This window comes from Daejeonella sp. JGW-45, assembly GCF_029360805.1.
GTDB lineage: Bacteria > Bacteroidota > Bacteroidia > Sphingobacteriales > Sphingobacteriaceae > Daejeonella.
Genome location: NZ_JARKNC010000002.1, coordinates 332,795 through 354,706 on the forward strand (window position 1 = coordinate 332,795; position 21,912 = coordinate 354,706).

16 protein-coding genes are annotated in these 21,912 nt (G+C 48.7%); 5 read left to right on the plus strand and 11 right to left on the minus strand.

Translation table 11 applies throughout. The features are described from left to right. The first annotated feature begins 13 nt into the window (after positions 1 to 13). The 5 genes from P2W76_RS04580 (at position 14) to P2W76_RS04600 (ending at position 6,132) form a co-directional block, all read left to right on the plus strand. Positions 14 to 1,210, plus strand: a complete 1,197-nt coding sequence (locus P2W76_RS04580; RefSeq protein ID WP_276346347.1) for a pyridoxal phosphate-dependent aminotransferase — start codon at positions 14 to 16, stop codon at positions 1,208 to 1,210. Positions 1,211 to 1,256: 46 nt separating this feature from the next. Then, complete coding sequence (locus tag P2W76_RS04585) at positions 1,257 to 2,231, plus strand: bifunctional ADP-heptose synthase (protein ID WP_276346348.1); 975 nt, start codon at positions 1,257 to 1,259, stop codon at positions 2,229 to 2,231. 67 nt (positions 2,232 to 2,298) lie between these two features. Beyond that, entirely contained in the window at positions 2,299 to 3,654 is a 1,356-nt protein-coding gene (locus P2W76_RS04590; protein ID WP_276346349.1) for a M14 family zinc carboxypeptidase, read from the plus strand. A 189-nt stretch (positions 3,655 to 3,843) separates the two neighbouring features. Next, a complete protein-coding gene (locus tag P2W76_RS04595; protein ID WP_276346350.1) occupies positions 3,844 to 5,085 on the plus strand; it encodes a spore maturation protein in 1,242 nt (413 codons plus the stop codon). 504 nt (positions 5,086 to 5,589) lie between these two features. Next, a complete protein-coding gene (locus tag P2W76_RS04600; RefSeq protein ID WP_276346351.1) occupies positions 5,590 to 6,132 on the plus strand; it encodes a DinB family protein in 543 nt (180 codons plus the stop codon). Between the two features lie 100 nt (positions 6,133 to 6,232). Here P2W76_RS04600 and soxC read toward each other — a convergent pair whose 3' ends face one another. The 11 genes from soxC to P2W76_RS04655 all read right to left on the minus strand — a co-directional run bounded on the left by soxC (position 6,233) and on the right by P2W76_RS04655 (position 21,911). Continuing rightward, on the minus strand, positions 6,233 to 7,786 hold the full coding sequence (gene soxC, locus P2W76_RS04605) for a sulfite dehydrogenase (protein WP_276346352.1): 1,554 nt from the start codon (positions 7,784 to 7,786) through the stop codon (positions 6,233 to 6,235). An 18-nt stretch (positions 7,787 to 7,804) separates the two neighbouring features. Further along, a complete protein-coding gene (locus P2W76_RS04610; RefSeq protein ID WP_276346353.1) occupies positions 7,805 to 8,449 on the minus strand; it encodes a cytochrome c in 645 nt (214 codons plus the stop codon). Positions 8,450 to 8,454: 5 nt separating this feature from the next. Beyond that, positions 8,455 to 9,711, minus strand: a complete 1,257-nt coding sequence (locus P2W76_RS04615; protein WP_276346354.1) for a putative sulfate exporter family transporter — start codon at positions 9,709 to 9,711, stop codon at positions 8,455 to 8,457. A 2-nt stretch (positions 9,712 to 9,713) separates the two neighbouring features. Beyond that, positions 9,714 to 11,150 carry an NAD(P)/FAD-dependent oxidoreductase gene (locus P2W76_RS04620; protein ID WP_276346355.1) on the minus strand — a complete coding sequence of 479 codons (1,437 nt, stop codon included), beginning with the start codon at positions 11,148 to 11,150 and terminating at the stop codon, positions 9,714 to 9,716. Between the two features lie 60 nt (positions 11,151 to 11,210). Continuing rightward, positions 11,211 to 13,133, minus strand: coding sequence for a hypothetical protein (locus P2W76_RS04625; protein ID WP_276346356.1), 1,923 nt, complete (start codon positions 13,131 to 13,133; stop codon positions 11,211 to 11,213). Positions 13,134 to 13,159: 26 nt separating this feature from the next. Further along, positions 13,160 to 14,494 carry a DoxX family protein gene (locus P2W76_RS04630; RefSeq protein ID WP_276346357.1) on the minus strand — a complete coding sequence of 445 codons (1,335 nt, stop codon included), beginning with the start codon at positions 14,492 to 14,494 and terminating at the stop codon, positions 13,160 to 13,162. Between the two features lie 51 nt (positions 14,495 to 14,545). Beyond that, complete coding sequence (locus P2W76_RS04635) at positions 14,546 to 15,889, minus strand: RagB/SusD family nutrient uptake outer membrane protein (protein WP_276346358.1); 1,344 nt, start codon at positions 15,887 to 15,889, stop codon at positions 14,546 to 14,548. Positions 15,890 to 15,915: 26 nt separating this feature from the next. Further along, positions 15,916 to 18,984: a TonB-dependent receptor gene (locus P2W76_RS04640; RefSeq protein WP_276346359.1), complete on the minus strand. Its 3,069-nt coding sequence runs from the start codon at positions 18,982 to 18,984 to the stop codon at positions 15,916 to 15,918. A 479-nt stretch (positions 18,985 to 19,463) separates the two neighbouring features. Next, a complete protein-coding gene (locus tag P2W76_RS04645) occupies positions 19,464 to 19,892 on the minus strand; it encodes a hypothetical protein (RefSeq protein ID WP_276346360.1) in 429 nt (142 codons plus the stop codon). A gap of 2 nt (positions 19,893 to 19,894) precedes the next feature. Continuing rightward, positions 19,895 to 20,908, minus strand: coding sequence for a transporter (locus P2W76_RS04650; protein ID WP_276346361.1), 1,014 nt, complete (start codon positions 20,906 to 20,908; stop codon positions 19,895 to 19,897). Then, the gene (locus P2W76_RS04655) at positions 20,871 to 21,911 is read right to left on the minus strand and encodes a cytochrome c peroxidase (protein WP_276346362.1); all 1,041 of its coding nucleotides are present in this window, start codon (positions 21,909 to 21,911) and stop codon (positions 20,871 to 20,873) included. Before P2W76_RS04655 ends, P2W76_RS04650 begins: the two co-directional genes overlap by 38 nt. Position 21,912 lies beyond the last annotated feature (1 nt).

The window sequence follows — 21,912 nt, forward strand, 5'->3', positions numbered from 1 at the left end:
ATTTGCCTTAATTATGAGCACATTATCAAACAGAATAAACTATTTATCCGAATCTGCCACGATAAAGATGGCAAAAATGGGCAGAGAACTGGCCGCTAAAGGCATAGACGTTATCAGTCTTAGTTTGGGAGAAACAGACTTTTACACTCCTGATTTCGTCAAGGCGGCGGCGAAAGACGCAATTGACAAGAATTTCTCCTACTATACACCGGTTCCCGGGTACCCTGAACTGCGAAAGGCTATAGCCGCCAAATTAAAGCGTGAAAATAATCTGGATTACGATTTCGATCAGATCGTTGTATCAACCGGGGCTAAACAATCGCTTGCTAATGCAATTCTTTGTGTAGTAAATCCTGGCGACGAGGTGATCATCCCTACTCCATACTGGGTATCCTATTCTGAACTGGTCAAGCTGGCCGAGGGTGAATCTGTTTTTATCAATACCACACTTGAAAGTGATTTCAAGATCACTCCTGAGGAGCTTGAGGCTGCGATAACCCCTAAAACTAAGCTTTTCATGTTCTCATCTCCAAACAATCCTACGGGAAGCGTTTATACCAAAGAGGAGCTTGCAGGTTTGGCGAAGGTATTTGAGAAATATCCTGAGATCTATATCATCTCTGATGAGATCTACGAACATATCAATTTTCTGAACGATCATGAGTCGATCGCACAGTTTGACAGCATCAAAGACCGCGTGATCATTATCAATGGCCTTTCTAAAGCCTATGCTATGACTGGCTGGAGAATTGGTTATTCAGCAACTAACAAAGCTCTCGCTGCTGCCTGCGATAAACTTCAAAGCCAGATCACCTCCGGTACCTGCTCCATCACTCAGAAAGCGGGTATTGCCGCGTACGAAGGCGGACTGGATACTATCCGGGAGATGAAAGCGGTATTTAAGGAACGCCGCGACCTTGTATATGGTTTATTGAAAGATATTCCCGGGTTGAAAGTCAATTTACCAGGCGGAGCGTTTTACTTCTTTCCGGATGTGAGTTCCTTTTTTGGTAAAACCACTCCTGATGGCTCAACTATAAAAAATGCAGAAGACGTTTCATTATATCTGCTTAATACCGGCCACGTAGCTACTGTAAGCGGGGATTCATTCGGCGATCCGAATTCTATCCGTCTTTCCTACGCTGCGGCAAATGAGAAACTGGTAGAAGCTATGAAACGTATCAAAGAAGCATTAGGCGCCTTGAAATAAAAACATTCTTACTGGTTTCGTATCACAGAACCTATAAAATCATCACATGACTGGTATCTTCAATAAATTCAACTCATTGAATATCCTGATTATCGGTGATGTGATGATTGATAGCTATGTATGGGGGAAAATAGATAGAGTGTCGCCGGAAGCACCAGTACCCGTTGTACAGGTCACAAAAAAAGAGAACCGGCTGGGTGGTGCTGCTAATGTTGCCCTGAATGTCCAGTCACTGGGCGCGAATCCTATTATCTGTGCCATTATCGGAAACGATGCTGAAGGCGGAGATCTTTTGTCCCTTCTGGAACGTGCGCAGCTAAGCAGTGAAGGTATTATATCGACTGAGGGTCGCCTCACCACGGTTAAAACCCGTATAATAGCCCACAATCATCATGTTGTCCGGGTCGATGCTGAAACAGACACGAATATTTCTGAAGACCTGAGCCGCCTGGTTCAGGCTAAGATTGCCGGGATCATTACCGAAAAAAACATTGACGCAATCATTTTTGAGGATTATGACAAGGGCTTGATCTCTGAGGAACTGATAACGTTTACCGTCACCCTTGCCAATCAAAAAGGCATCGTTACAGCCGTAGATCCTAAAAAGAGAAATTTCCATTTTTACAAAGACGTCAGCCTTTTCAAGCCAAATCTCAAGGAACTGAAGGAAGGCCTGAAAACAAACATTGACCCGGTTAGCATGACCCAAATTGAAGCAGCGGTTGACGAGATCAAGGCAAAGTTAAATGCTAAAAACGTCATGCTTACCCTCTCAGAACATGGTGTATTCATTAGTACGGGAAAAGGTCAAAAACTAATACCAGCGCATGTGAGGAGTATTGCTGATGTCTCAGGTGCCGGTGATACCGTCATTGCAACAGCTGCCTTATGTCTTGCATCCGGCCTCGACGAATTCCGAACTGCTGCCGTTGCAAACCTTGCCGGCGGGCTGGTTTGCGAACATGTGGGGGTAGTTCCAATAGATAAAGAGCAATTACTGAAAGAGACTGCGTTGCTTTGACGCATCATACGGGACTTCGCCGAAGTTGCGTTTGTAGCTGAGCACCTGAAATCCTACATTAACCCTTATGTCGCAGATCATACCTCTTCTCCACTCCTATCACACCTTCCATCAGGAGGCAATCAAAAACCGTTTCTTTAAACATTCTGATCTGCTTGCAGTACTGGATAATATGCGGGGCAACGCGAAATTCGAGATCCGCGAGGTCGGAAAGTCATTTCAGGGCCGTTCACTTAACCTGGTTAAATGTGGCAGTGGCCCGGTTAAGGTATTCTTATGGAGCCAGATGCACGGCAATGAGGCTACGGCTACTATGGCCCTAGTAGACCTGTTCAATTTCCTGGGAGATGATTATGATGATGAGGTGAAAGACATCATCCTGAAGAATTGTACGCTTTACATCCTGCCCATTGTGAACCCTGACGGAGCCGAGGTATTTAACCGGCGTAATGCACAGGAAATTGACATCAACCGTGATTTTCATGCGCAGCAGACGCCTGAGGGACGAGTCTTACGACAGTTAAGAGACGAAATCAATCCCCAGTTCGGCTTTAACCTGCACGATCAAACCACCATGTGGTCGGCCGGCGACACCGGCAACCCGGCTACCATTTCATTACTGGCACCTGCTTATGACGCAGGCTTGAGTGTGAATACCGTTCGTGAAATGGCTATGCTTGTTATTGCGGAGATGAACAGCACATTACAGGAAGTTATTCCTGGTCATGTAGGCCGCTTCGATGATGAATATGAGCCCCGCGCATTTGGCGACAATTTTCAGGCAGCCGGGACAAGCACAATACTTATTGAAGCCGGCGGCTATGCCGATGATCCTGAAAAGCAGCACATCCGGAAGCTTGTGTTTATCTCAATGATATCGGGGCTGATGTCTATTTCAGAGCGCTCCTTTCTCATGAGGAAAACAGTGGATTATTTTGATATTCCTGAAAATAAGCTTCACCATTTTCAGATACTGCTGAGGAACTGCGCTATTGAAGTTGAAAGTGGAGAGTGGAAAGTTGATAGCTATCGGGTGGAGAGTGGAAACCCGATAGCTATCGGGTTGGAAGTGGAGAGTGGAGAGTGGAAAGCTGAAAGCGGAAAACTGAAAACTGGAAGCGACTCGTCCGAAACTCGTTTATCGTCTCTAGCTTCCCGAAACCTCTATAAAGTAGATATAGGCCTGATCGCCAAGGAAATTGTAAATGATGATCTCCGTTCGATGCGCTATGAGTATACCGTGGGAGATATCGGGGACTTGTCGAACCGGCATGGCTATAAAGAATTAGATTGCGCCGGGTTTAGTCTCATTCAGACGCAGAAACTGCAGGTTGAAGAATTAGCAGACATTGTGCTGCTGGATGGCTTGGAGGTACTGCTGGCGATTGAAAAGGGAGTGGTGACGAATTTGAGTTTTACGTGACACATTGTGCGTCAAAGACGGTGTGATTACTCGCTGCTCGTAATAGGGGATTTTACTTTTACCTTTACTCCCAGCTTTATCATAATTATTCTAAATTTAGAATTGGAAATTAACAGGCAAGCCTGAAGCGGCTTAGTTAAACGGATTTCCCTAACTTATAACGTACAACGTATAACTTACAACTCCCCTATGGCTCTAAACTACGTCTGGATCGCATTCTTCGTCATAGCTTTTATTGTTGCGCTGGTGAAGCTTGTCGTGCTTGGTGATACCGCGGTTTTCAATAACGTAGTGAACGGAATGTTTGACGGCGCGAAGACAGGTGCAGAAATTTCGCTGGGCCTGATCGGGGTGATGACCTTCTGGCTCGGGATCATGAAGATCGGCGAGCGCGCGGGAATGATCTCCCTTTTTGCCAGGGGCGTAAGCCCATTCTTTAGCCGTTTATTTCCTGAGGTGCCGAAAAGCCATCCGGCAAACGGCTCTATTATTATGAATTTCTCTGCGAATGCACTGGGGCTCGATAACGCGGCAACACCCGTCGGCTTGAAAGCCATGCAAGAGCTTCAGGAGCTGAATACTCAGAAAGACACAGCCAGCAATGCCATGATCATGTTCCTGGTGCTTAACACCGCAGGGATCACCCTGATCCCGACATCCGTGATAGCTATGCGGATGGCAAGCGGGGCAGCAAACCCGGCTGACATATTTATTCCCTGCCTGATCGGTACGTTTATCTCCTTTCTTTCCGGCATGATCTCAGTTGCTGTCTACCAAAAGATCAATCTCTTTCAGGGACCGATACTGGCCTTTTTCGGCGGCTTTATTGCTTTGATGGCCGGACTATATTTCTGGCTCGGCAGCCTCCCGCCCGACAAGATCCAACTGTATGCCAGCCTGCTGGGCGGCGTGATCATTTTCGCAGTGATCGTATTATTTATCGTCTACGGCGCAGCACGGAAGATTAATGTTTATGAAGCCTTTATAGATGGAGCCAAAGAGGGTTTTACCACTGCTGTGATGATCATACCGTTCCTAATTGCCATTTTGGTTGCCATTGCTGCGTTTCGCGTGACAGGCTGCATGGATTATGTAGTGAATGGTATCGGGTCGTTTGTTGCGATGTTTGGAGCCGACACCTCCTTCGTTCCCGCCCTGCCGGTCGGATTAATGAAAACCCTGAGTGGCGGCGGGGCCCGCGGCTTGATGGTTGACGTAATGAACACCTATGGCGCGGATTCTTTCGAAGGCAGGCTGGCCTGCATCATGCAGGGCTCTACAGAAACTACCTTTTATATCCTGGCAGTGTATTTTGGATCCGTGGGGATTAAGAAATCCAAGTACGCACTGGTATGTGGATTGATCGCTGATTTTGTGGGAGTTGTAGCTGCAATATTGCTTGCGTATTGGTTTTTCGGATCAACGATTTAGGGGAGTTGTAAGTTTTACGTGATACGTTTTACGTGCTGGGCTGGGTAGTTTGACATTTCGCGGTTTAATGGAGGTTGCTTCTTCCCTGCGGTAGGCAGGATCGCGTAATGACGCGCGGCCGCCGCAAGTGTCAGCCTGGACATTCAGCAGTGCAAATTAAATCCAGCTGCGTTCGAGGTTTAAAATCCACTACATTCAAATGCGTTGCAAGGCATATGCTTCGCATGCTGATGAGGGGACCCCTGATCGAGTCAGGGGGAGGATCCAACTACGTCCCCGACTTGATCCCGGATCTAAGTCCCGGGACGGATCAAATGCTTTATCCGACCAACACATACTATGTAAACGTACATCATAAAACTGGTTTCCTTTTCCGAAATAATATAAACCATTACTCTCACAAAATTCCTTAAACAACTTTTTTGTCAAAAAGCATTGTTTACTTCCCGGTCTTTCAAACAAGTGCGTACTTCCTGTCGTTAATAGGAGACTAAAGTTAAAACGATGGAAATCCACGCTGAAACCTTGAACCGCTTTTGCAATCAGTATAAGATTATTAAGCATTATATAGAAGACCTGCCGTCACAGGCAATTCATACGCGCTTTGTACCAGACAAATGGTCTATTCACGAAACCATAGCGTATCTCTGCAGGTACCAGTATGTATTTATGGAACGGTTAAAATGCATCAGCAATGAAGTAAACCCGTTTTTCATGGCCTACAAACCGGAAAATGACCCTGAATATCAGTTTACCGCTGCACGGACGACGGGAGCGTTGCTTCATGAGATCTACCGGCTGCGGGACGATATGAAATATATGCTTGCTAACTTAAGCGCTGCCGAGTGCTCCAGGGTGGGCACGCATTCTGTGCTCGGGCGAATGAATATATGCCAATGGCTGGAGTTTTTCCTCCTTCATGAGTCCAACCAGTTCTATAAGATCTTCAAGCTTGCAGGTAACTTCTGGAGCAATAACAGCCTGCATCATGGCAACGTGATCAGTATGCCGATGCAAAATGTCAAGGTTGATGAGATGGTGGGGTAACGTCCCGTGGCACAGTTCTTGCCACATACCTGTACCGAACCCTACTCACCTACCTATAAACAAGAAGGCCTTTTGATTCAAGCTCAAAAGGCCTTTTTTATTAGGCGCGATCTGGATTGAGCAGAACCTGCCCATCGCGTTTGACGATCCAGGCGGTGATCGGGTTGTAATGATAGCCCCCTCCGGCGCCCCTGGCTTGCTGCAATTGCTTATAGGTCGGCTGAGTATAGCCTGTTTCGTCAATAGCACGGCTCACGATCAGGGTCTCCTCGCCATTCCATTGCCATAAGTAACGGAAACCGGTATGCGCCTTGTCGAGCACCGGTCCGCTGATATCGGCAAGCTTCCAGCTTTTGCCGGCGTCGGTACTGACCTCTACCGCCCTTATCTTGCCGCGCCCGCTCCAGGCAATTCCCCGGATCTCGATCCAGCCCTTTTCTACTTTAGCGGGATATGCCGGGAAGGTTATGATCGAACGGGCGTCCATCGTAAAACTGAACTGGCGGTATTTGCCGTTAACAGGTTCGGTATACTTGGAGGTTTCCTCCCTGGTCATAAATGGCTGATCGCTGAGCTCTATCCTCCTTATCCATTTTACGGAGGTGTTCCCCTCCCATCCCGGGAGCAGCAGCCTCGCCGGATATCCTTGTTCCGGCCGTACTGCTTCACCATTCTGGGCATACACGATCATGGCATCGTCAAGGCCCTTGCTTAAAGGGATGCTCCGGGTCATTACTGCTGCGTCTGAACCTTCGGCAAGAAACCAGCTTGCTTTTTCTTTTACGCCCACCTCCCGGAGCAGCGTGGATAGCATGACCCCTGTCCATTCCGTCTGGCTGGTCAGACCGCAGATCTCCTGCGGACTAAGAGTCTCCCGTCCTGTCCTGAAATTTCCTGAGCACTCCAGGAAACAGATCCGCGTTACTGAAGGAAAACGCTTGAGGTCGGCGAGCTTAAATATCATCGGCTTTTCCACCATCCCATGGATCAGCAGCTCATACTTATCCGGATCGATAGCAGGCACACCGGCGTGGTTACGCTCAAAGTGAAGGTCTGAAGGGGTGATGGTACCGTAAAGATCTTGCAGCGGAGTTCGCGAAGATGTGCCAGACGGCAGCTTAAATAACTTTTCGTGCGGTGAGCGGGTTCCCAACTTACCGGGCGGCGGGCCAAGCTTCTTAGTCGGGTCGTCGTATAACTCGCGTTCGGGCACAGCTGCCTGGAAGGCTTTTCCGGCAGATGTTTGTACAAGGACGACCACTGCTGTCGCCATACCGGCGAGAAGGGTTCTGCGTGATATTTTAGAGCCATTGGGTGCGGGAAGCGAGATACCCGATTCCTGCGGGGTATCAAATTCAAACAGCGGGATCTGAGTTTTCTTTAGTCGGGTTCCACTTTTTTGCTGTGATGTTGCAGCTATTTCCCCGCCTGCACCTTTTTGCTGCAATGTTGTAACTATTTGCTGCACGCTTGCATCTTTTTGCTGCAACGTTGTAGCTATTTGCTCCGCACTTGCATCTTTTTGCTGCAACGTTGTAACTATTTGCTCCGCTTTTGCATCTTTCTGCTGCAACGTTGTAGTTATTTGCTCCGCGCTTGCACCTTTTTGCTGCAACGCTCTGGCCTTTTGCTTCTCCTCGCTTTTAAATTTCATGATACTACAGCTTAATATTTACCGGATAACTGCTCCGCCAGTCCGGTCATCAGGTACAAACATTTTCTCTGCCGGCATCTTCACCCTGGGCAGTGTTTTGGCGTTCATTACCGCATCGGCGGGAATGATCTTATTCGCATATAAAAGATAAGCTGTGAGACTGTAGACTTCGTCGGGGCTTAATGATCCGGGCGCATTGTAAGGCATCGCACGGTTAATATAATCGTACACAGTTGATGCATAAGGCCAGTAATTGCCTATTGTTTTTACCCGGGCACCGGAAAGCGAATCGGTAATAAGTGCCGGCCCCGGGCTCTCAGCAGCGGAGGCCCGCCCGCGGGACGACTTCCCGGTATGGCATACCAGGCATTTAGCAAGATAGATCGCCTGCCCCTGCTTTACTGTTCCGGCTCCGGGGGGTAAACCCTGGCCATCCGGACGCACATCAATATCGAGGCTGTCGATATATTTCTGGCCGGCACTGCGGCCCAGGCCGAAGCTGCCGGGCCAGCGGACCTTCTTTTTAATGGTATCCTGTGGGCTTAAACTATTAAATATATTCCTGGAAAACTGCTGGTCTTTCCCTGAAAACCCCTGCAAAATGAACACAGCGGTGATAATAGCCGGGAATATCCCGTACTTCAATCTGGATCTGTATGACATATGAGCTAGTTAAATAATAAAAGTGCAACTATCAGGGTAACTACCACGTTAAAGCCTTGCGCGACAAGAAAAGCATAAAAAGGCTTTTTGCTCTGCTTATTAAAGAGGTCGGCAAAATTGGTTTCCAGACCGATGCTCGTAAAAGCCAGTGCGAACCATAGTCCCTGCAGATTCTTCAGACTACCCTTAACTGCACCAGTAGTCTCAGAATCCAAGACAAAGGAAAACAGCAGCGACGCTCCAACGAAACCGAGAACGAATTTTGGGAACCTGTCCCATATTACACCGAGCGTAGGCTTGGTGTCCGGGTCTTTGGCATTATCATGTTTGGTATAGGTCCAGAACACTGAGATCGCGAAAGCTGCAAGTCCCAGAAGCACGTTCTGCGAGAATTTAACGATCGTACTGATCTTAAGAGCCTCCTCCCCAACCAGAGAACCGGAAGCTACGACCGCACCGGTAGTGTCAATACTTCCCCCAAGCCAGGCGCCGGTCACTTCCTGCGACAGCCCGAGGGCATTGGCGATCATCGGCATGAAGACCATCATCGGGATCGCCGTGATCAGCACCATAGATATCACATAAGAGAGCTTTTTTGAATCGCCTTTTATTGCACCGGAAGTGGCTATCGCCGCCGAAACGCCGCAAATGGAAACGGCACTGGAGATCATCATCGTCAGCTCATCGTCGATCTTTAGCTTTTTACACAGCCAGTAGGCAAAATACCAGACGGAAACTACTACAACAAGTGCCTGGATAAGACCCAGGGAGCCAGCTTTCAGAATATCCGTGAATATCACGCCGGTACCCAGGAGCACCAGCCCGATCTTCACAAAGAGTTCCGTTGAAAGAGACGATTTCAGCCATTCAGGCAGCTTAAAGAAATTACTGATGATCAGTCCGAGACCGAGACTGAAAATTACCGCTTCAAGGTTTATAGCCTTTACCTGGTCATTACCGGCCAATACCAGGGCAAACATTGTAATGATGTAAACAATGGGAAATCCAAGCAGGTAATTCTTAAGCGGCTTGCCGGTGAGCAGCGCGCCAATCAACGCGATCACCAGGACAAAGAGGAACTGCGTCGCGATAATGCCCAGGTTCGCGGGTTCCAAAACTGTCTGGCTAAGTTCGGAAGCGTTGCTCCAACTGAACGCCGGCACCGGTAGTATTAGTCCGCCGATAGAGACCGCAATGATCAGGGCTCCGAGAATGACGACCACCCAATCTTCGTGGAGGGCAAATTTGTTATTTTCTGACATAGTTATAGGGAAATATTAATATTAAAAACGTCTTTAAGTGTTTGTCTGGCTGCGTAGTATCCGCACATGCCATGCACGCCCCCACCCGGCGGGGTCGATGCCGAGCAGATGTAAATGCCTTTTGCAGAAGTACGGTAAGGTGAGCTTCTTAACACCGGCCGTGTAAATAGCTGGCCGATGTCAATGATGCCTCCATTAATATCCCCGCCGATATAGTTGGGGTTATAAGCCTGGACCTCCCGGGTGTTCATGGTATGCTTTGCCAGGATAAGATCTTTGAAGCCCGGCGCGAAACGCTCTACCTGCGACTCTATCGCTGCGGTCATATCCGTTTCCGAGCCGTTCGGCACATGGCAGTAAGCCCAAGCCGTTTGTTTTCCTTCGGGTACACGGCTGCTGTCAAACAGGCTTTGCTGTGCGAGGAGTACGAACGGCCTTCCCGGATGCCCGCCGCCCGCAGCGAGCTTTTCGCCGGCGGCAATCTCTTCGAAGGTATTGCCCAGATGTATCGTCCCGGCTTTCCGCGCTTCTGCGGAGGTGAACGGAATCGGACCGGATAAGGCCCAGTCGATCTTGAATACGCCCATGCCATAACGGTAACGGCTGAGCTGCCATTTATAAACCGGTGAAAAATGGTCGCCTGCTATCTCCAGGATCTGTTTCGGACTAAGATCGAAGAGAACTGCTTTCGCGGATGGGATATCTCTCATCACGCGGATATGAACGCCGGTTTGGATCTTCCCGCCAAGGCTGAGGAAATATGAAGCAAGGGCATTGGCGATCTCCTTGGAGCCGCCCCTTGGCAAGGGCCAGCCGTGAAGGTGGCCCGCAGCCATTAACACGAGACCGATAGCCGAGGTAGCGAGGTTCGTAAGCGGCTGAATCGAATGCGCTGTCATACCCGCCCACAGCCCCCGGGCTTCCCTGGTAGCGAACTTACCGGCCAGCGACGACGCCGGCCTTAAAGCATTGAGGCCGAAAGCAGCCAGGTCCAGTGGGTGCTTCGGGTAATGCAGCGGACCGAGTACATCTGCCGCCAACCCGGGCCAGCTCTTCACCAGCGGCGCCAGAAGGTCTTTATAAGCTCTGGCGTCTGCACCCAGGCCTTCTGCTGTTTCGTCGAGCGACTTCCTGAGCACCGCGGCAGATCCATCGTCGAAAGGGTGAGCAGCCAGTACTTCCGGGTAAATATATTCCAGTCCGTGCTGGGCGAGAGGCAGGGTGTTGAAGAAAGGAGATCCTGCGGCCAGGGGATGAATAGCGGAGCATACATCATGAATATAACCCGGCAGAGTAAGTTCGGCCGAACGCAAACCGCCCCCAATAGTATCTTTAGCTTCGATAAGCAGGACCGACAAGCCGGCCTGCCGCAAAGCAATTGCCGCCGACAAGCCGTTGGGGCCGGCCCCTATTACTACCGCATCACATTCTGTATTCACGTGGTTCTCCTTTAAGCTTGAATATCATAAAATCTATTTAATTAAACATAAATATTCTGGTTAATTATACTTACCGGCGCTCAATGTACTCTCCGACAGGTTGTATCTCTTGTTGATCCTGTCCAATACTACATAGATGGAATCGCGGTTCTCGTCGAGCCCCTTCAGTATCACTCTTGAGCCGTCTTTAGTACTGTAGTTCAATATCATCTTGCTTCGTCCTATATCCCGTGCAGGCCTTGCGAATTCACGGTCGCGGCGGGTGGAATACGCCCGCGGGTCGATCATCCGGTTCTCGTCACCGATGTTCTTCCAGGCTGCAGGACTTATCCAGCTTTCCGGATATCTGCGGGGGTCGCTTTTCGCTGTTGCCGCACCGGCCGTTTCCCGGCCGCGGCCTCTTCTCATAGCCGCTACAGCATTCTTATCCTGCAGGTAAAGCACGTTTTCAATCGTATCCGCGTAGTAATGAAAAGCCCGTTGTCCGCCGGCAGTACCCGCTATTTCGAAGGTCCGCTGAATATCGCGCATTGGGCTGCCTCCCCCGTTTGAAGGGTCTATCGTTACCGGCTTGTTGACCTTAAAGGTCAGGGTGGTCCAGTTTTCGAAGGTAGCCTGCTGCCAGCGGATGCTGTCGACGGGAGAGTAAGGAATGATCGAGTCGTTAAGCCTGAACTCCGTGACTGCATAGTTGCCGCGCAATTGCTTTACACCGGCGGTAGACGGCTGCTTATATGGATCGTATTTAAAATTGATCACTTCGGTATAGGTGAGTATCCCAAAGAAAATGATGAATACGAGCAATTTAAGCCCGATGCGCGTGTATCCCAGCCAATTGCGGGTAAAATAAGGGTAGTAGCTATTGGGTACCGTATATTGCTGCCGGATAAGGAGATTGTAAAGTCTTGGTACATCATCTACGAGCAGGAATGCTCCTAACAGAACGAAATAGAAGGCATAGACATGTACCCCGCCGTCATAGGCATAATTTACGAAAGTAATGTCTCCCAAAGCTCCGATCAGCAGGATCGCCCCGTAAGTAGTCGTTTTACGGAACAGCAGCAAGCCTCCTGCGAGAAGCTCAACCACTCCGCCGAAGACCTGGTACCAGGGAACAATACCTACGGACAGCCAGTAGATCTTCTGAGCGGTGAAGTCGCCAAAGTCTGTGTTCAGCAGGCCCAATGAGGGGTATGGCATCTGAGTTGGGAATAGCTTGGTGTATCCAAAACCGATTATTCCTATTGCCGCGCGGTATCGCACGATAACTTTAAGCCAGTAATACAGCACGTTATACTCTTGTCTCTTCCGGTCAAAGGCTGTCCATATCAGGCCGGCGATTGTTGCTATGAGGAGAGCAAGGCCCCAATCGGCATAATCGGCGAGGAAGCTCCTTTTTGGAGGGGTTTGAACTGCGGGCTGCGAGTTCCGGTTTTTTTGCACCGGCTCAGAAGAACTGGCAGGATTGAGTCGCGATGCAGAAACCTGTTGAGTTTCGTTACCAGAATGGTCTCTTGCGGAAACCACTCCGTCTTCCGGTGAGGATAACTTGGTTCTATGCCCCCTGCCGCTGTCGGGCAAATTACTTTCGTTTTTCAACTGCGCTCCGTCAACTTTCTTTCTCCTTTCGCTTGCGTCTTTAACTCCTTCGCCCCTCACAGGTGTTCTTTCTCCCCGTGCACCCTCCGGTGCAATTCCTTCATCACCTCCTCCGCCTCTCGACAAGCCCATGAAACTCCTCACACTCGGGCTGAACCGCGCGATGTCGTAGATATCCCTGTAATGTGGATTGAGCCAGTCTATGCTGGCCAGATTTCGGTACCATCCGCCGCTGAGCGGGATCGACATAAGTATAAAGAATCCAAATGCTATGCGGAAAAGAACCTTTTGATAGCCCTTCCAGGATGCAGGCGGTACGACCCTTTTCTTATCAGCGATACTAAGCGTATGCCCGGGAGCTGATGTATGTTTTTTATCTGACATGATATTAGATTTGGTTTCCTTATGATCTAGAGTTTCAAGCTGCCGAGCCGGCCCAGCTTGACGGGATATTTCTTATGGATCTTATTGAGCACAGCGTATACGGAGTCTTTATTCTCATTAAGTCCGCGGAGAATAATAGTAGAGCTGTCAGGCTTGGTATATTGCAGGGTCAAAGTTTCATCCGGGTAGTTCTTGTTTTTATTTTCAAGTCGCAGGACATTACCCGGGGTGTCTGCCTTATACGAGTAATAATGCCTGCCGCCCGAACCGGCAAGCTCGTAGTTGCGGTCCTTATCGTTCCGGGAGATCTTTTCTGCATTAGTCGAATCGAGTATTACGAGACGGTTGGACCGGATGCTGATGGTCGCCCATTTCTCAAAAACCACATCCTTCCACCGGGTAGGATCTGTGAGAGAATAAGGGATAACCTTATTATTGATCCTGAACTCGGAAACATTATAGATGCCGCTGGCTCCGGGTATTCCTTTGCTTACGGGAAACTGGTAGGGATCGGTTTTATAATCTGAATAGGTCGCATATCCGTATAGGAAAACAAAGAAGAAAATGACAAAGCCCTTAAGAGCCAGGCGGACGTTCTTCAGTTTACCGGGAAATTCCGGTTTGAACGTATCGGGAGATGTAGGGCGTTCGAGAGAGACGAGGTTATAGATCCGCTGAGCATCATGGGCCAGTACAAATAAAGCGAGTACGATGAGGTAAAAACTGTAAACATACTCACCGCCTTCATAGGCCAGGTTCGACATGAACACATTCCCGGTGAATACAAGGATGAGCAATGCTCCCACGCTGGCTGTCTTCCTGAAGAATAATAGCAGCCCGGCGAGGATTTCCACTCCTCCAAGGAAGGACTCATACCCAGGGACGATCCCCAGGCTAAGTGAGAATATTTTCCATGCGTGGAAGTCGCCGTAGTTTGTGTTCAGGTTACTGATCGAAGGGAATGGCGCTTGTGCCGGGAAGAATTTGATCATCCCGTAGCCTATGATCCCGATAGCGAGCCGGTAACGCACGATCACGCGCAGCCAGTAATATAAGGTATTGTAGTCTGTGTTTTGAGGATCTCTTTTTGTCCATACAAACGCCCCGACGGCGGCAATAATGACGAGCAGGAACCAGTCAGCAAAGGTTTCTGCGCCGGAGAAGAATCGCGGGAAATAGCGGCTAATAGTGAAAATATCTCCGTAATAGAGATCTGCCCAATTTATAGAGAACAGATCGCGATAGAATTTCCAGTCGAGCGGAACAGCCTGCAGCACCAGGTAAATAAAGATGAACCTGAAGAAAGCCTTCTGTGTGTCTGTCCATGGACCAGGGTTCGGATTAGTAAAAGTCGTAGCCATAACGATAGGTTTTTAACAGGGCCGGCTTATACCGGCCCTGGTGTAAATAGATTAGTATCCGGGATTTTGAACCAAAGCTTTATCCGCCTGGATCTGATCGATCGGGATTGGCATCAGCAGGCGGTTGGGATCAGTTACATTTAATACTGCTGCCGCCCTTCCTGTGCGCACCAGGTCGAACCAGCGGTGGGCCTCAAATGCAAACTCAAACCGGCGCTCATTCTCAATGGCCAGCAGGATATCTGCTTGCGTAAGTGCTGGTGTGGCCTCCAATGCGGAGCGGTTCCTTACGGCATCAAGGTCTGCCCGCGCAGCTGCAAGCTTAGCTCCGCCCTGCTGTGCCCGTGCTTCTGCCCTGATGAGATATAGCTCGGCGATGCGGATTACGTAGGTGGGATCGGTTGCCGGGCTTCTGTAGTAAAGGTTACCGAACCAGCGATTCTGGTTGTCTTTTGCTACGAGGGCGCTGCGTGTTCCGCCAATTGCCGGGTTGTTAACAAGGGCAACGAAGGCATCATTTGGAGCCCATTGCCGGGTGCCGCCGTTAGACTGGGGCTGCCACTGCCCGCGGTGCCCGTTCGTTTCATTGCTGCTGTAGTAGAATTCGAAAACGGATTCTTTTGTTCCTCTTTTACTTTCAGGGAAGAAAAAGGAGTTGTAAGGCGCAAGCAACTCGTAGTTGGCAACATCCGCGATCACCTTGTCGGCGAACTCCTCAGCTTTCGCCCAATCTTTCTGGTACAGGTAGAACCTTGATTTTAAAGCCCAAACGGTTTTCCGCGTTGCGCGATATCTGTCCGTGCTAAGCGGAAGTAAGGGCTCAGCCAGGTCAAGATCGGCCAAAGCTTGAGCATATACCTGTGCCTGGGTACTTTTAGCAACACCCCGGTTATCTGTTGCGGCAAGCGTGGGTTTAGTGATTATCGGTGCGCCGCCCCAGGTCCTGGCGAGGTCGAAATAGGCAAGGGCCCGGATAAAATAGGCTTCCCCGGTGATCTGGTTCTTCAGGGCCCCTGTAAGAAGGGGATCTGTAAGGGCCGGAACTTTGGCTATTATGTGGTTTGCACGGTTTACAGCACTGTATATCCCATTCCACACCCCGCCAATGGTAGAGTTCTCCGGGTTTACCTTGTGGTTTATAAATTCCTGAACCTGCGATTGAGAGCCTGTCCATTGCACGTTGTCGCCCGAAAGGTAGGCGATCGACTGGAAGCTTGTTCCGTAATAGCCACGTGAGGCTTCGTATACCGCCCTGATTGCAGTTTCGGCAGAGCCCTTGTCTACAATGGTCTGCTGGTCTGAGATCGATGATCGCGGCTCTACCTCTAATATCCCTTCGCAGGAAGCAAACACGACGAGGATCAGGAATGCGCTTATATATTTTAATGTCTTCATGTCTTTATTTTTTTTATTGCCGTATATCAGAGAACTACATTTACCCCGAACTGTATGCCCCGAGGCTGCGGAGGCGTACCCAAGTCAATTCCCTGCTCATTCTGCGAGCTGCTGGCTGCAGATTCGGGATCCAGGCCGGTGTAATTGGTAATAGTGAACAGGTTGGTCCCCACCACGAACAGGCGGACATTTTCGATCCTTACCTTATGGGTCAACGACTTCGGCAGCGTATAGCCAATGTTGAGCGATCTCAATTTCAGGAAGGACCCATCCTCCAGCCAGCGGCTTCCTCCATCCCGGTAGTTATTGATATTGATCCCGTCAGGTTTCGGTATATTGGTGATGTCGCCTGGCTTTTGCCACCTGGCGTTGTTGCTCGCAAAGATTATGCGCGCCGCATCACGGGCTCCCCCGCCCTCACCAAAAAAGCGATTGTGATTATATATTTTATTGCCCGACTGGAACGCCAGGAAGACCGATACATCGAAGCCCTTGTAGGTAAGATTATTGGTTAAGCCCCCGAAGAATTTAGGCCATATACTCCCATTGATCCGCCTGTCGTCCACAGTGATCCTCCCGTCATTATTATAGTCCTGGTATACAGAATTCCCGGTCTGCGGATCGACATACAGTTCATTATATACCCAAAATGAATAAAGCGGACTACCCTGCTGCTGCAGGATCAGGTCGCGGCTGCCATATTTTAGTGGCGTTTCGAGCTTGTCTATATTGTTTACGTTCCTCGAAATGTTCAGGCTTGTGCTCCATGTAAAGTGGCTCTTCCTGATGTTGACGGAGTTGATATTGAACTCAAAGCCTTTGTTGCTGATCTCAGCAGCGTTGCTCATATAACTCGCAAAGCCCGTGGTTGCCGGTAAGGTTAAGCGCAGCAATCCGTTCACGGTCTGCTTGTGATAAGCGTTAAATTCAAGGTTGAGGCGCTCGTTGAAGAGGGAAATATCGACCCCGGCATTATACTGGTTGGTCCGCTCCCATTTCAGGTCGGGATTTGCCAGCTGCTGCGGAGCGATTCCGGGACTGTCCTGGTAAGAACTGCCGCCGCTCCATAGGCCCAATGAAGCGAAGCTGCCGATACCATTCTGGTTACCGGTAACTCCATAGCTTCCTTTAAGCTTCAGATCGCTGATAAAAGCCACGTCCTTTAGGAAGTTCTCACCCTTTATCCTCCAGGCCCCGCCGACAGACGGGAAATATCCCCAGCGGTTATTTGATCCGAAGCGCGAGGATGCATCCGCTCTCAGGCTAGCCTCCAGCAGGTATTTGCCGGAAAAGTTATAATCGATCCTGGAAAAGAAGGATACTAAGGTAGCTTTGTTCCAGCTTTGTGACCCCGTTGTAACGGCTGCTGAGGAGATCTGCTTAAATGAGTTATTGGCAAAACCACGGCCTGTGCTCGAGGTACCTTCTGAGATATCGGCCTGGAGTGTGTTCCCCACCAGCACACCGAAACCATGGCGGCCCAGAGTTTTGCGGTAGTTAAGAGTCTGCTCATTCAGCAAAGAGGTAGATTGGCCCACGGAGGACGTTGCGAGGCCATTAGGGCTTCCGGAGATGAGAAAGGTATTCCAGTACTCTGATTCGTCGTAATTATTGTAGTCGACGCCCACTGTACTTCGGAAAACCAGGTTCGGCAGCAGGTTGGCCTGTGCGTATAGACTCCCTATATAGCGCAGGCTTGTTGAATGCACATCATAGTATTTCAAAAGCAGGTCAACATTGTCGAATCCGGCGCGGCCAACAGGTATACCCAGTTCATTGACCGGCGACAAATAGGTCGGCGTATGCAACGCAGCCTGAAGCAGTCCCCCTGCAGGCCCATCACCCGCCCGGGCTTGGTTGCGGCCTGTCCGGGCAAAAGTATTGCTTACGCCGACCTGGATCTTTTCATTGATCTTTTGATCCAGATTTACTTTAAAGCTCCCGCGGTTAAATGTAATCGGCTTTAGGATGGATTCCTGATCGTTATAACCGGCAGCGATGTAGTACTTGGTCGTTGCCGTACCGCCGCTTAAGGACAGATCGTAATTCTGCATACCTGCAGTCTGGAATACCTGACCCAGGCGGTCGTACGTCTGCTGCTCGGAAGGGCGGCCGCGGCCGCCGGCAGAAACCGGACGAAATGGGACTGTCGATGCAGGGTTCCCCGTATTCACCCACCATTCGTTTACCAATGTTGCGTGCTCCGGACCTGTAGTTAATTCCCATAGCTTTTCAGCTTTAGACCATCCCTGGGACGCGTTGAAGCTTATCTTGGATTTCTGGTTGTAATTTCCCCGCTTGGTAGTGATCAGGATCACGCCATTCGCACCGCGCGATCCGTAAAGGGCGGTTGCATTTGCGTCTTTAAGCACTTCAACGCTTTCTATATCCGCAGGATTGATATCTGCTATCGGGGAAGATGCCTTACCTCCTGTGCTGATAGTTTGAAGGCTGTTGGTATTTATAAAAACACCATCTACAACATACAGGGGATCGTTATCTGCGTTGATGGACGTCGCTCCCCTAACGCGGATGTTCACAGTTTCGCCCGGCACACCCGTATTAGATGATATCTGTACTCCCGGAACCTTACCCTGCAGCTGTGAATCGAAACTACCTGTCGGGATATCTTTGGTTTCTGCCGGGTTTACTTTAGTGATTGATCCTACCAGGTTTTTACGTTCCTGGGTACCATAGCCCACCACGATGATCTCGCCCAGCTGGTTGATAGATTCCTCTAGTGAAACTTCTACCGGGCTTCCGTCGACAACCACTTCCTTTGTCTTATAGCCGATATAGCTAACTATGATGGTATACGGGAACTTCTGCCCCGTAACGAAATTGAATTCTCCTTCACTGTCGGTGAACGCCTTATGGGTAGTGCCCTGCAGTTGGACGATAGCTCCCGGAAGTGTGGTTTTGGTCCTGCCGTCTATGACCGTGCCACGGAGAGTGGAATTGATCAAAGGTACTGTTGGTGTCTGCGCAGAAACAAATGAAGGAATAAATAATATTAATAGCCCCAGACCTAATGGAATCAGGTATCCGGAGAAAACCAGGTTGTGTAAAGACCTGATCTTTGCATTTTTTTGCATACTTTTACTATAAGGTTTATGATAGATCGAAGCAGGTGGCAAGTCGCATTGAGGCCTGTTTCTTTTGATTTAAATCCCGGGGAAATGCTCTTAGCATTTCCCTTTTTTATTTAGTGCTGGCGTAGAATTATCTTTGATCCCCCTCCTTTCGAATAATATATGCTTATTAATGGTTTGTCTTTCGCCCAGGGCTTACTTCCTGCGCAACTGCAGAATGCTGCAATGAATAGTTAACAGCAATACATGCAACAATAGCTGGTAAAGTTTTTTACCGTTCTGGTTTGGATAAACGTACTTGCGTTCTTTTGTAAAGCCATTGTTTTAAACAGGTAACCTTAACGATTACGACACAAATATAGAAGGAAGATTTAATAATACAAATAAAGTCTATAGATTTAGTAGTCTTTTAGTCAAATTAGATTCATCCGGTAAACTGACATGAGTAAAAAATGCGATAAGAGGCTTTCGACGGTATCTCGTCAGTACTTCTTTAAATACTCTTCCGATTCGCCCAACGCATCTTTTATAAGACTATCTAATTGCTTCAACTTCAGTTTTTCATTTTTAAAGTATGCTACAGCCTCGTCGTTAGATTTCTTACCCAGCTCAGCATCAAATTCTTTCATCCAGGTTTCCATCTGCTGATCCGCCTCATCAAGCTTTGCAACGAGCTTGCTTATTTCTACTTTTTCTTTGAGCGTATCGACCACTGGGTGAGCGCTTTTCAGGCTGTCCATATTCAGCAGCAAATTTTCAAGACGCGTTCTGTCCTCAATTGCCCGCTCGCTGTCGATCATTACTTTATCATGCTCTTCTACTATTTCCTTACGGATTATTTTATAATCCTCTGCTGGCTGGCAGGCCAGCAGGGATGCAATACAAATTATTAAGACAATCTGTGCTTTCATTATTAATTCAAAAGATAATAGAGCTGGTTAAAATTATAGGTTACACCCAGAACAACTCTGCCTGCTGGCATCGGATGGTCATCTTTAACTGTCCATGCTTTGCTTTGTAAAGCCATGTTTAAGGTGATATTATTAATGAACAGGTCAGCGCCTATACCCGTCATTAAATTATTCATTCTGTGCTCCCCTGTCTTTACCCCATTGTACTTTTCGCCTGCCGAATATTCGTAGGCAATTTGAACAGAAGGAACCAGCTGCAGCTTTTTGCTTAAAGTTACGTTATGGAAGAAATTTAAGAATGTAGTATTGCTATTGGCAATACTTTCTTTTTCAGCGTTTTCACCATTCATTTTATAGGTGCTGCTCAAACTGGCTCCTGACCTCTTGTACCCTACCAGGTAATTAAAGTAAATAAACCCGTCGGTACTGCCCGTACCTGTTTGAGAAAGGGTACTCAGCCGCAAGCCCTGAAAATTTGTAGCATCGTTACTTCCGGTAGGCAGTTTAAAGCCCGCTCCTACTATAAGACGTTGATTTACCTTCTTCTGGTCTAATTTTCGCAGGAGGTGATACCCCGAGTATATATTGACATCCCCGATACCCGCTACGGTATTGAGGTTGCCATTATATCTTTCTGAATTTGAGTTATAGGGTACGATCGCATTCAGCTCTATCCGCTTACTAAGAAAGTACCTGGCTCTTACTTCCAGGGCGCGGTAAACTTCCAGGTCGGATGGGTCGCCATTATGATTGGTGAGGGGTGCATCCAGCTTATTTCCCGCAGGCAGGAAATTCGCGCCGGAAGGAAATAAAGACTGGTTCTGCCCATGGTATCCGTTAAAGGACCGGTACCGGTATAATAAGGAAATACTGCTTTGATTATCGTAGGGAGTAATTCCCATAAAACAGCCACATATGTCGCAAGCTGAAGCAGAGGTAAATGCAGCCAGCAATATCAGGAACGAGATTCCAAACTTCTTAAAGCTCGGCAAACCTCTTATCACGAATAAATTCATTATCGGTTAAAGTTTTTAAAAATGAAATAATTTGTTGCTGCTCGGTTTTTGAGAGCGCAATGCCTCGTACCGGGTCCTTTTTTAGCTCAGGATCCAGGTTTATATGATCCATGACTCCTGAATTATAATGCTCAAGCACATCCTCAAGCGAGAAAAAGCGACCATCATGCATATATGGCCGGGTCAGCTCTACGTTCCGTAATGAAGGAACTTTAAACTTACCCTGGTCGGAGGCCTGGCGACTTATTTTTTCCCGGCCATTTTCCTTTGGATCCTGGTCTAAACCGTTGGAGCGGTAGGACAGATCGGTAAAAAGCGGCTCCGAATGGCATTTTGAACACTTATCCCTGAAGAGTATATATCCCGCCTGCTCGGCTGCTGTGAACTCGCCACCCACTTCCTTTCGAATATGCTTATCATATTTGCTGGTAGCAGAGACCATCATGGCAGTGAACTGGGTCAGCGCCCTGAAGATCCGTTGTGAATTGATCTCCGGAGTACCGAAGGCCTTCTTAAACAGATCTGGATAGGGCTGCTTCTTACTAAGCGTAGAGGTGATATTGTCTAGGCTGTTAGCCATTTCACAGGGATCAACCAACGCATTCAGGCCTGAGACTTCTATATGATTTACCCCGCCATCCCACATGAACTCCTTTTGCCAGGCAAGATTAAACAAGGGTGGGGCATTCCGGGTACCGAAACAATCATTTACGCCATGACTTACAGAATGGTCCAGGTTGGCAAACGCAGCAAACTGCTGATGACAGGTACCGCAATTCACGCTATTATCAATTGAGAGAGCATCCTCAAAAAACAAATGGCGGCCCAGTTCGAAACCTGCCTGACCTACTGTATTATTTTCAAATTTATAGACCGCTTCAGGAAAATTAGAGGGTACCACAAACCGGAGTTCGGTTTGTGGTTCGCTGTCATTCTTTTTGCAGCCAATAGCCAGGGTAAGCCAGCAAGCCAGCAATGAGAATAAAACAAATAAACGTTTCATA

Excerpts from the sequence above, each read along its gene's own strand:
- P2W76_RS04580 (WP_276346347.1), top strand. The coding sequence starts at position 14 with ATGAGCACATTATCAAACAGAATAAACTATTTATCCGAATCTGCCACG.
- P2W76_RS04585 (WP_276346348.1), top strand. The coding sequence starts at position 1,257 with ATGACTGGTATCTTCAATAAATTCAACTCATTGAATATCCTGATTATC.
- P2W76_RS04590 (WP_276346349.1), top strand. The coding sequence starts at position 2,299 with ATGTCGCAGATCATACCTCTTCTCCACTCCTATCACACCTTCCATCAG.
- P2W76_RS04595 (WP_276346350.1), top strand. The coding sequence starts at position 3,844 with ATGGCTCTAAACTACGTCTGGATCGCATTCTTCGTCATAGCTTTTATT.
- P2W76_RS04600 (WP_276346351.1), top strand. The coding sequence starts at position 5,590 with ATGGAAATCCACGCTGAAACCTTGAACCGCTTTTGCAATCAGTATAAG.
- soxC (WP_276346352.1), bottom strand. The coding sequence starts at position 7,786 with ATGAAATTTAAAAGCGAGGAGAAGCAAAAGGCCAGAGCGTTGCAGCAA.
- P2W76_RS04610 (WP_276346353.1), bottom strand. The coding sequence starts at position 8,449 with ATGTCATACAGATCCAGATTGAAGTACGGGATATTCCCGGCTATTATC.
- P2W76_RS04615 (WP_276346354.1), bottom strand. The coding sequence starts at position 9,711 with ATGTCAGAAAATAACAAATTTGCCCTCCACGAAGATTGGGTGGTCGTC.
- P2W76_RS04625 (WP_276346356.1), bottom strand. The coding sequence starts at position 13,133 with ATGTCAGATAAAAAACATACATCAGCTCCCGGGCATACGCTTAGTATC.
- P2W76_RS04630 (WP_276346357.1), bottom strand. The coding sequence starts at position 14,494 with ATGGCTACGACTTTTACTAATCCGAACCCTGGTCCATGGACAGACACA.
- P2W76_RS04635 (WP_276346358.1), bottom strand. The coding sequence starts at position 15,889 with ATGAAGACATTAAAATATATAAGCGCATTCCTGATCCTCGTCGTGTTT.
- P2W76_RS04640 (WP_276346359.1), bottom strand. The coding sequence starts at position 18,984 with ATGCAAAAAAATGCAAAGATCAGGTCTTTACACAACCTGGTTTTCTCC.
- P2W76_RS04645 (WP_276346360.1), bottom strand. The coding sequence starts at position 19,892 with ATGAAAGCACAGATTGTCTTAATAATTTGTATTGCATCCCTGCTGGCC.
- P2W76_RS04650 (WP_276346361.1), bottom strand. The coding sequence starts at position 20,908 with ATGAATTTATTCGTGATAAGAGGTTTGCCGAGCTTTAAGAAGTTTGGA.
- P2W76_RS04655 (WP_276346362.1), bottom strand. The coding sequence starts at position 21,911 with ATGAAACGTTTATTTGTTTTATTCTCATTGCTGGCTTGCTGGCTTACC.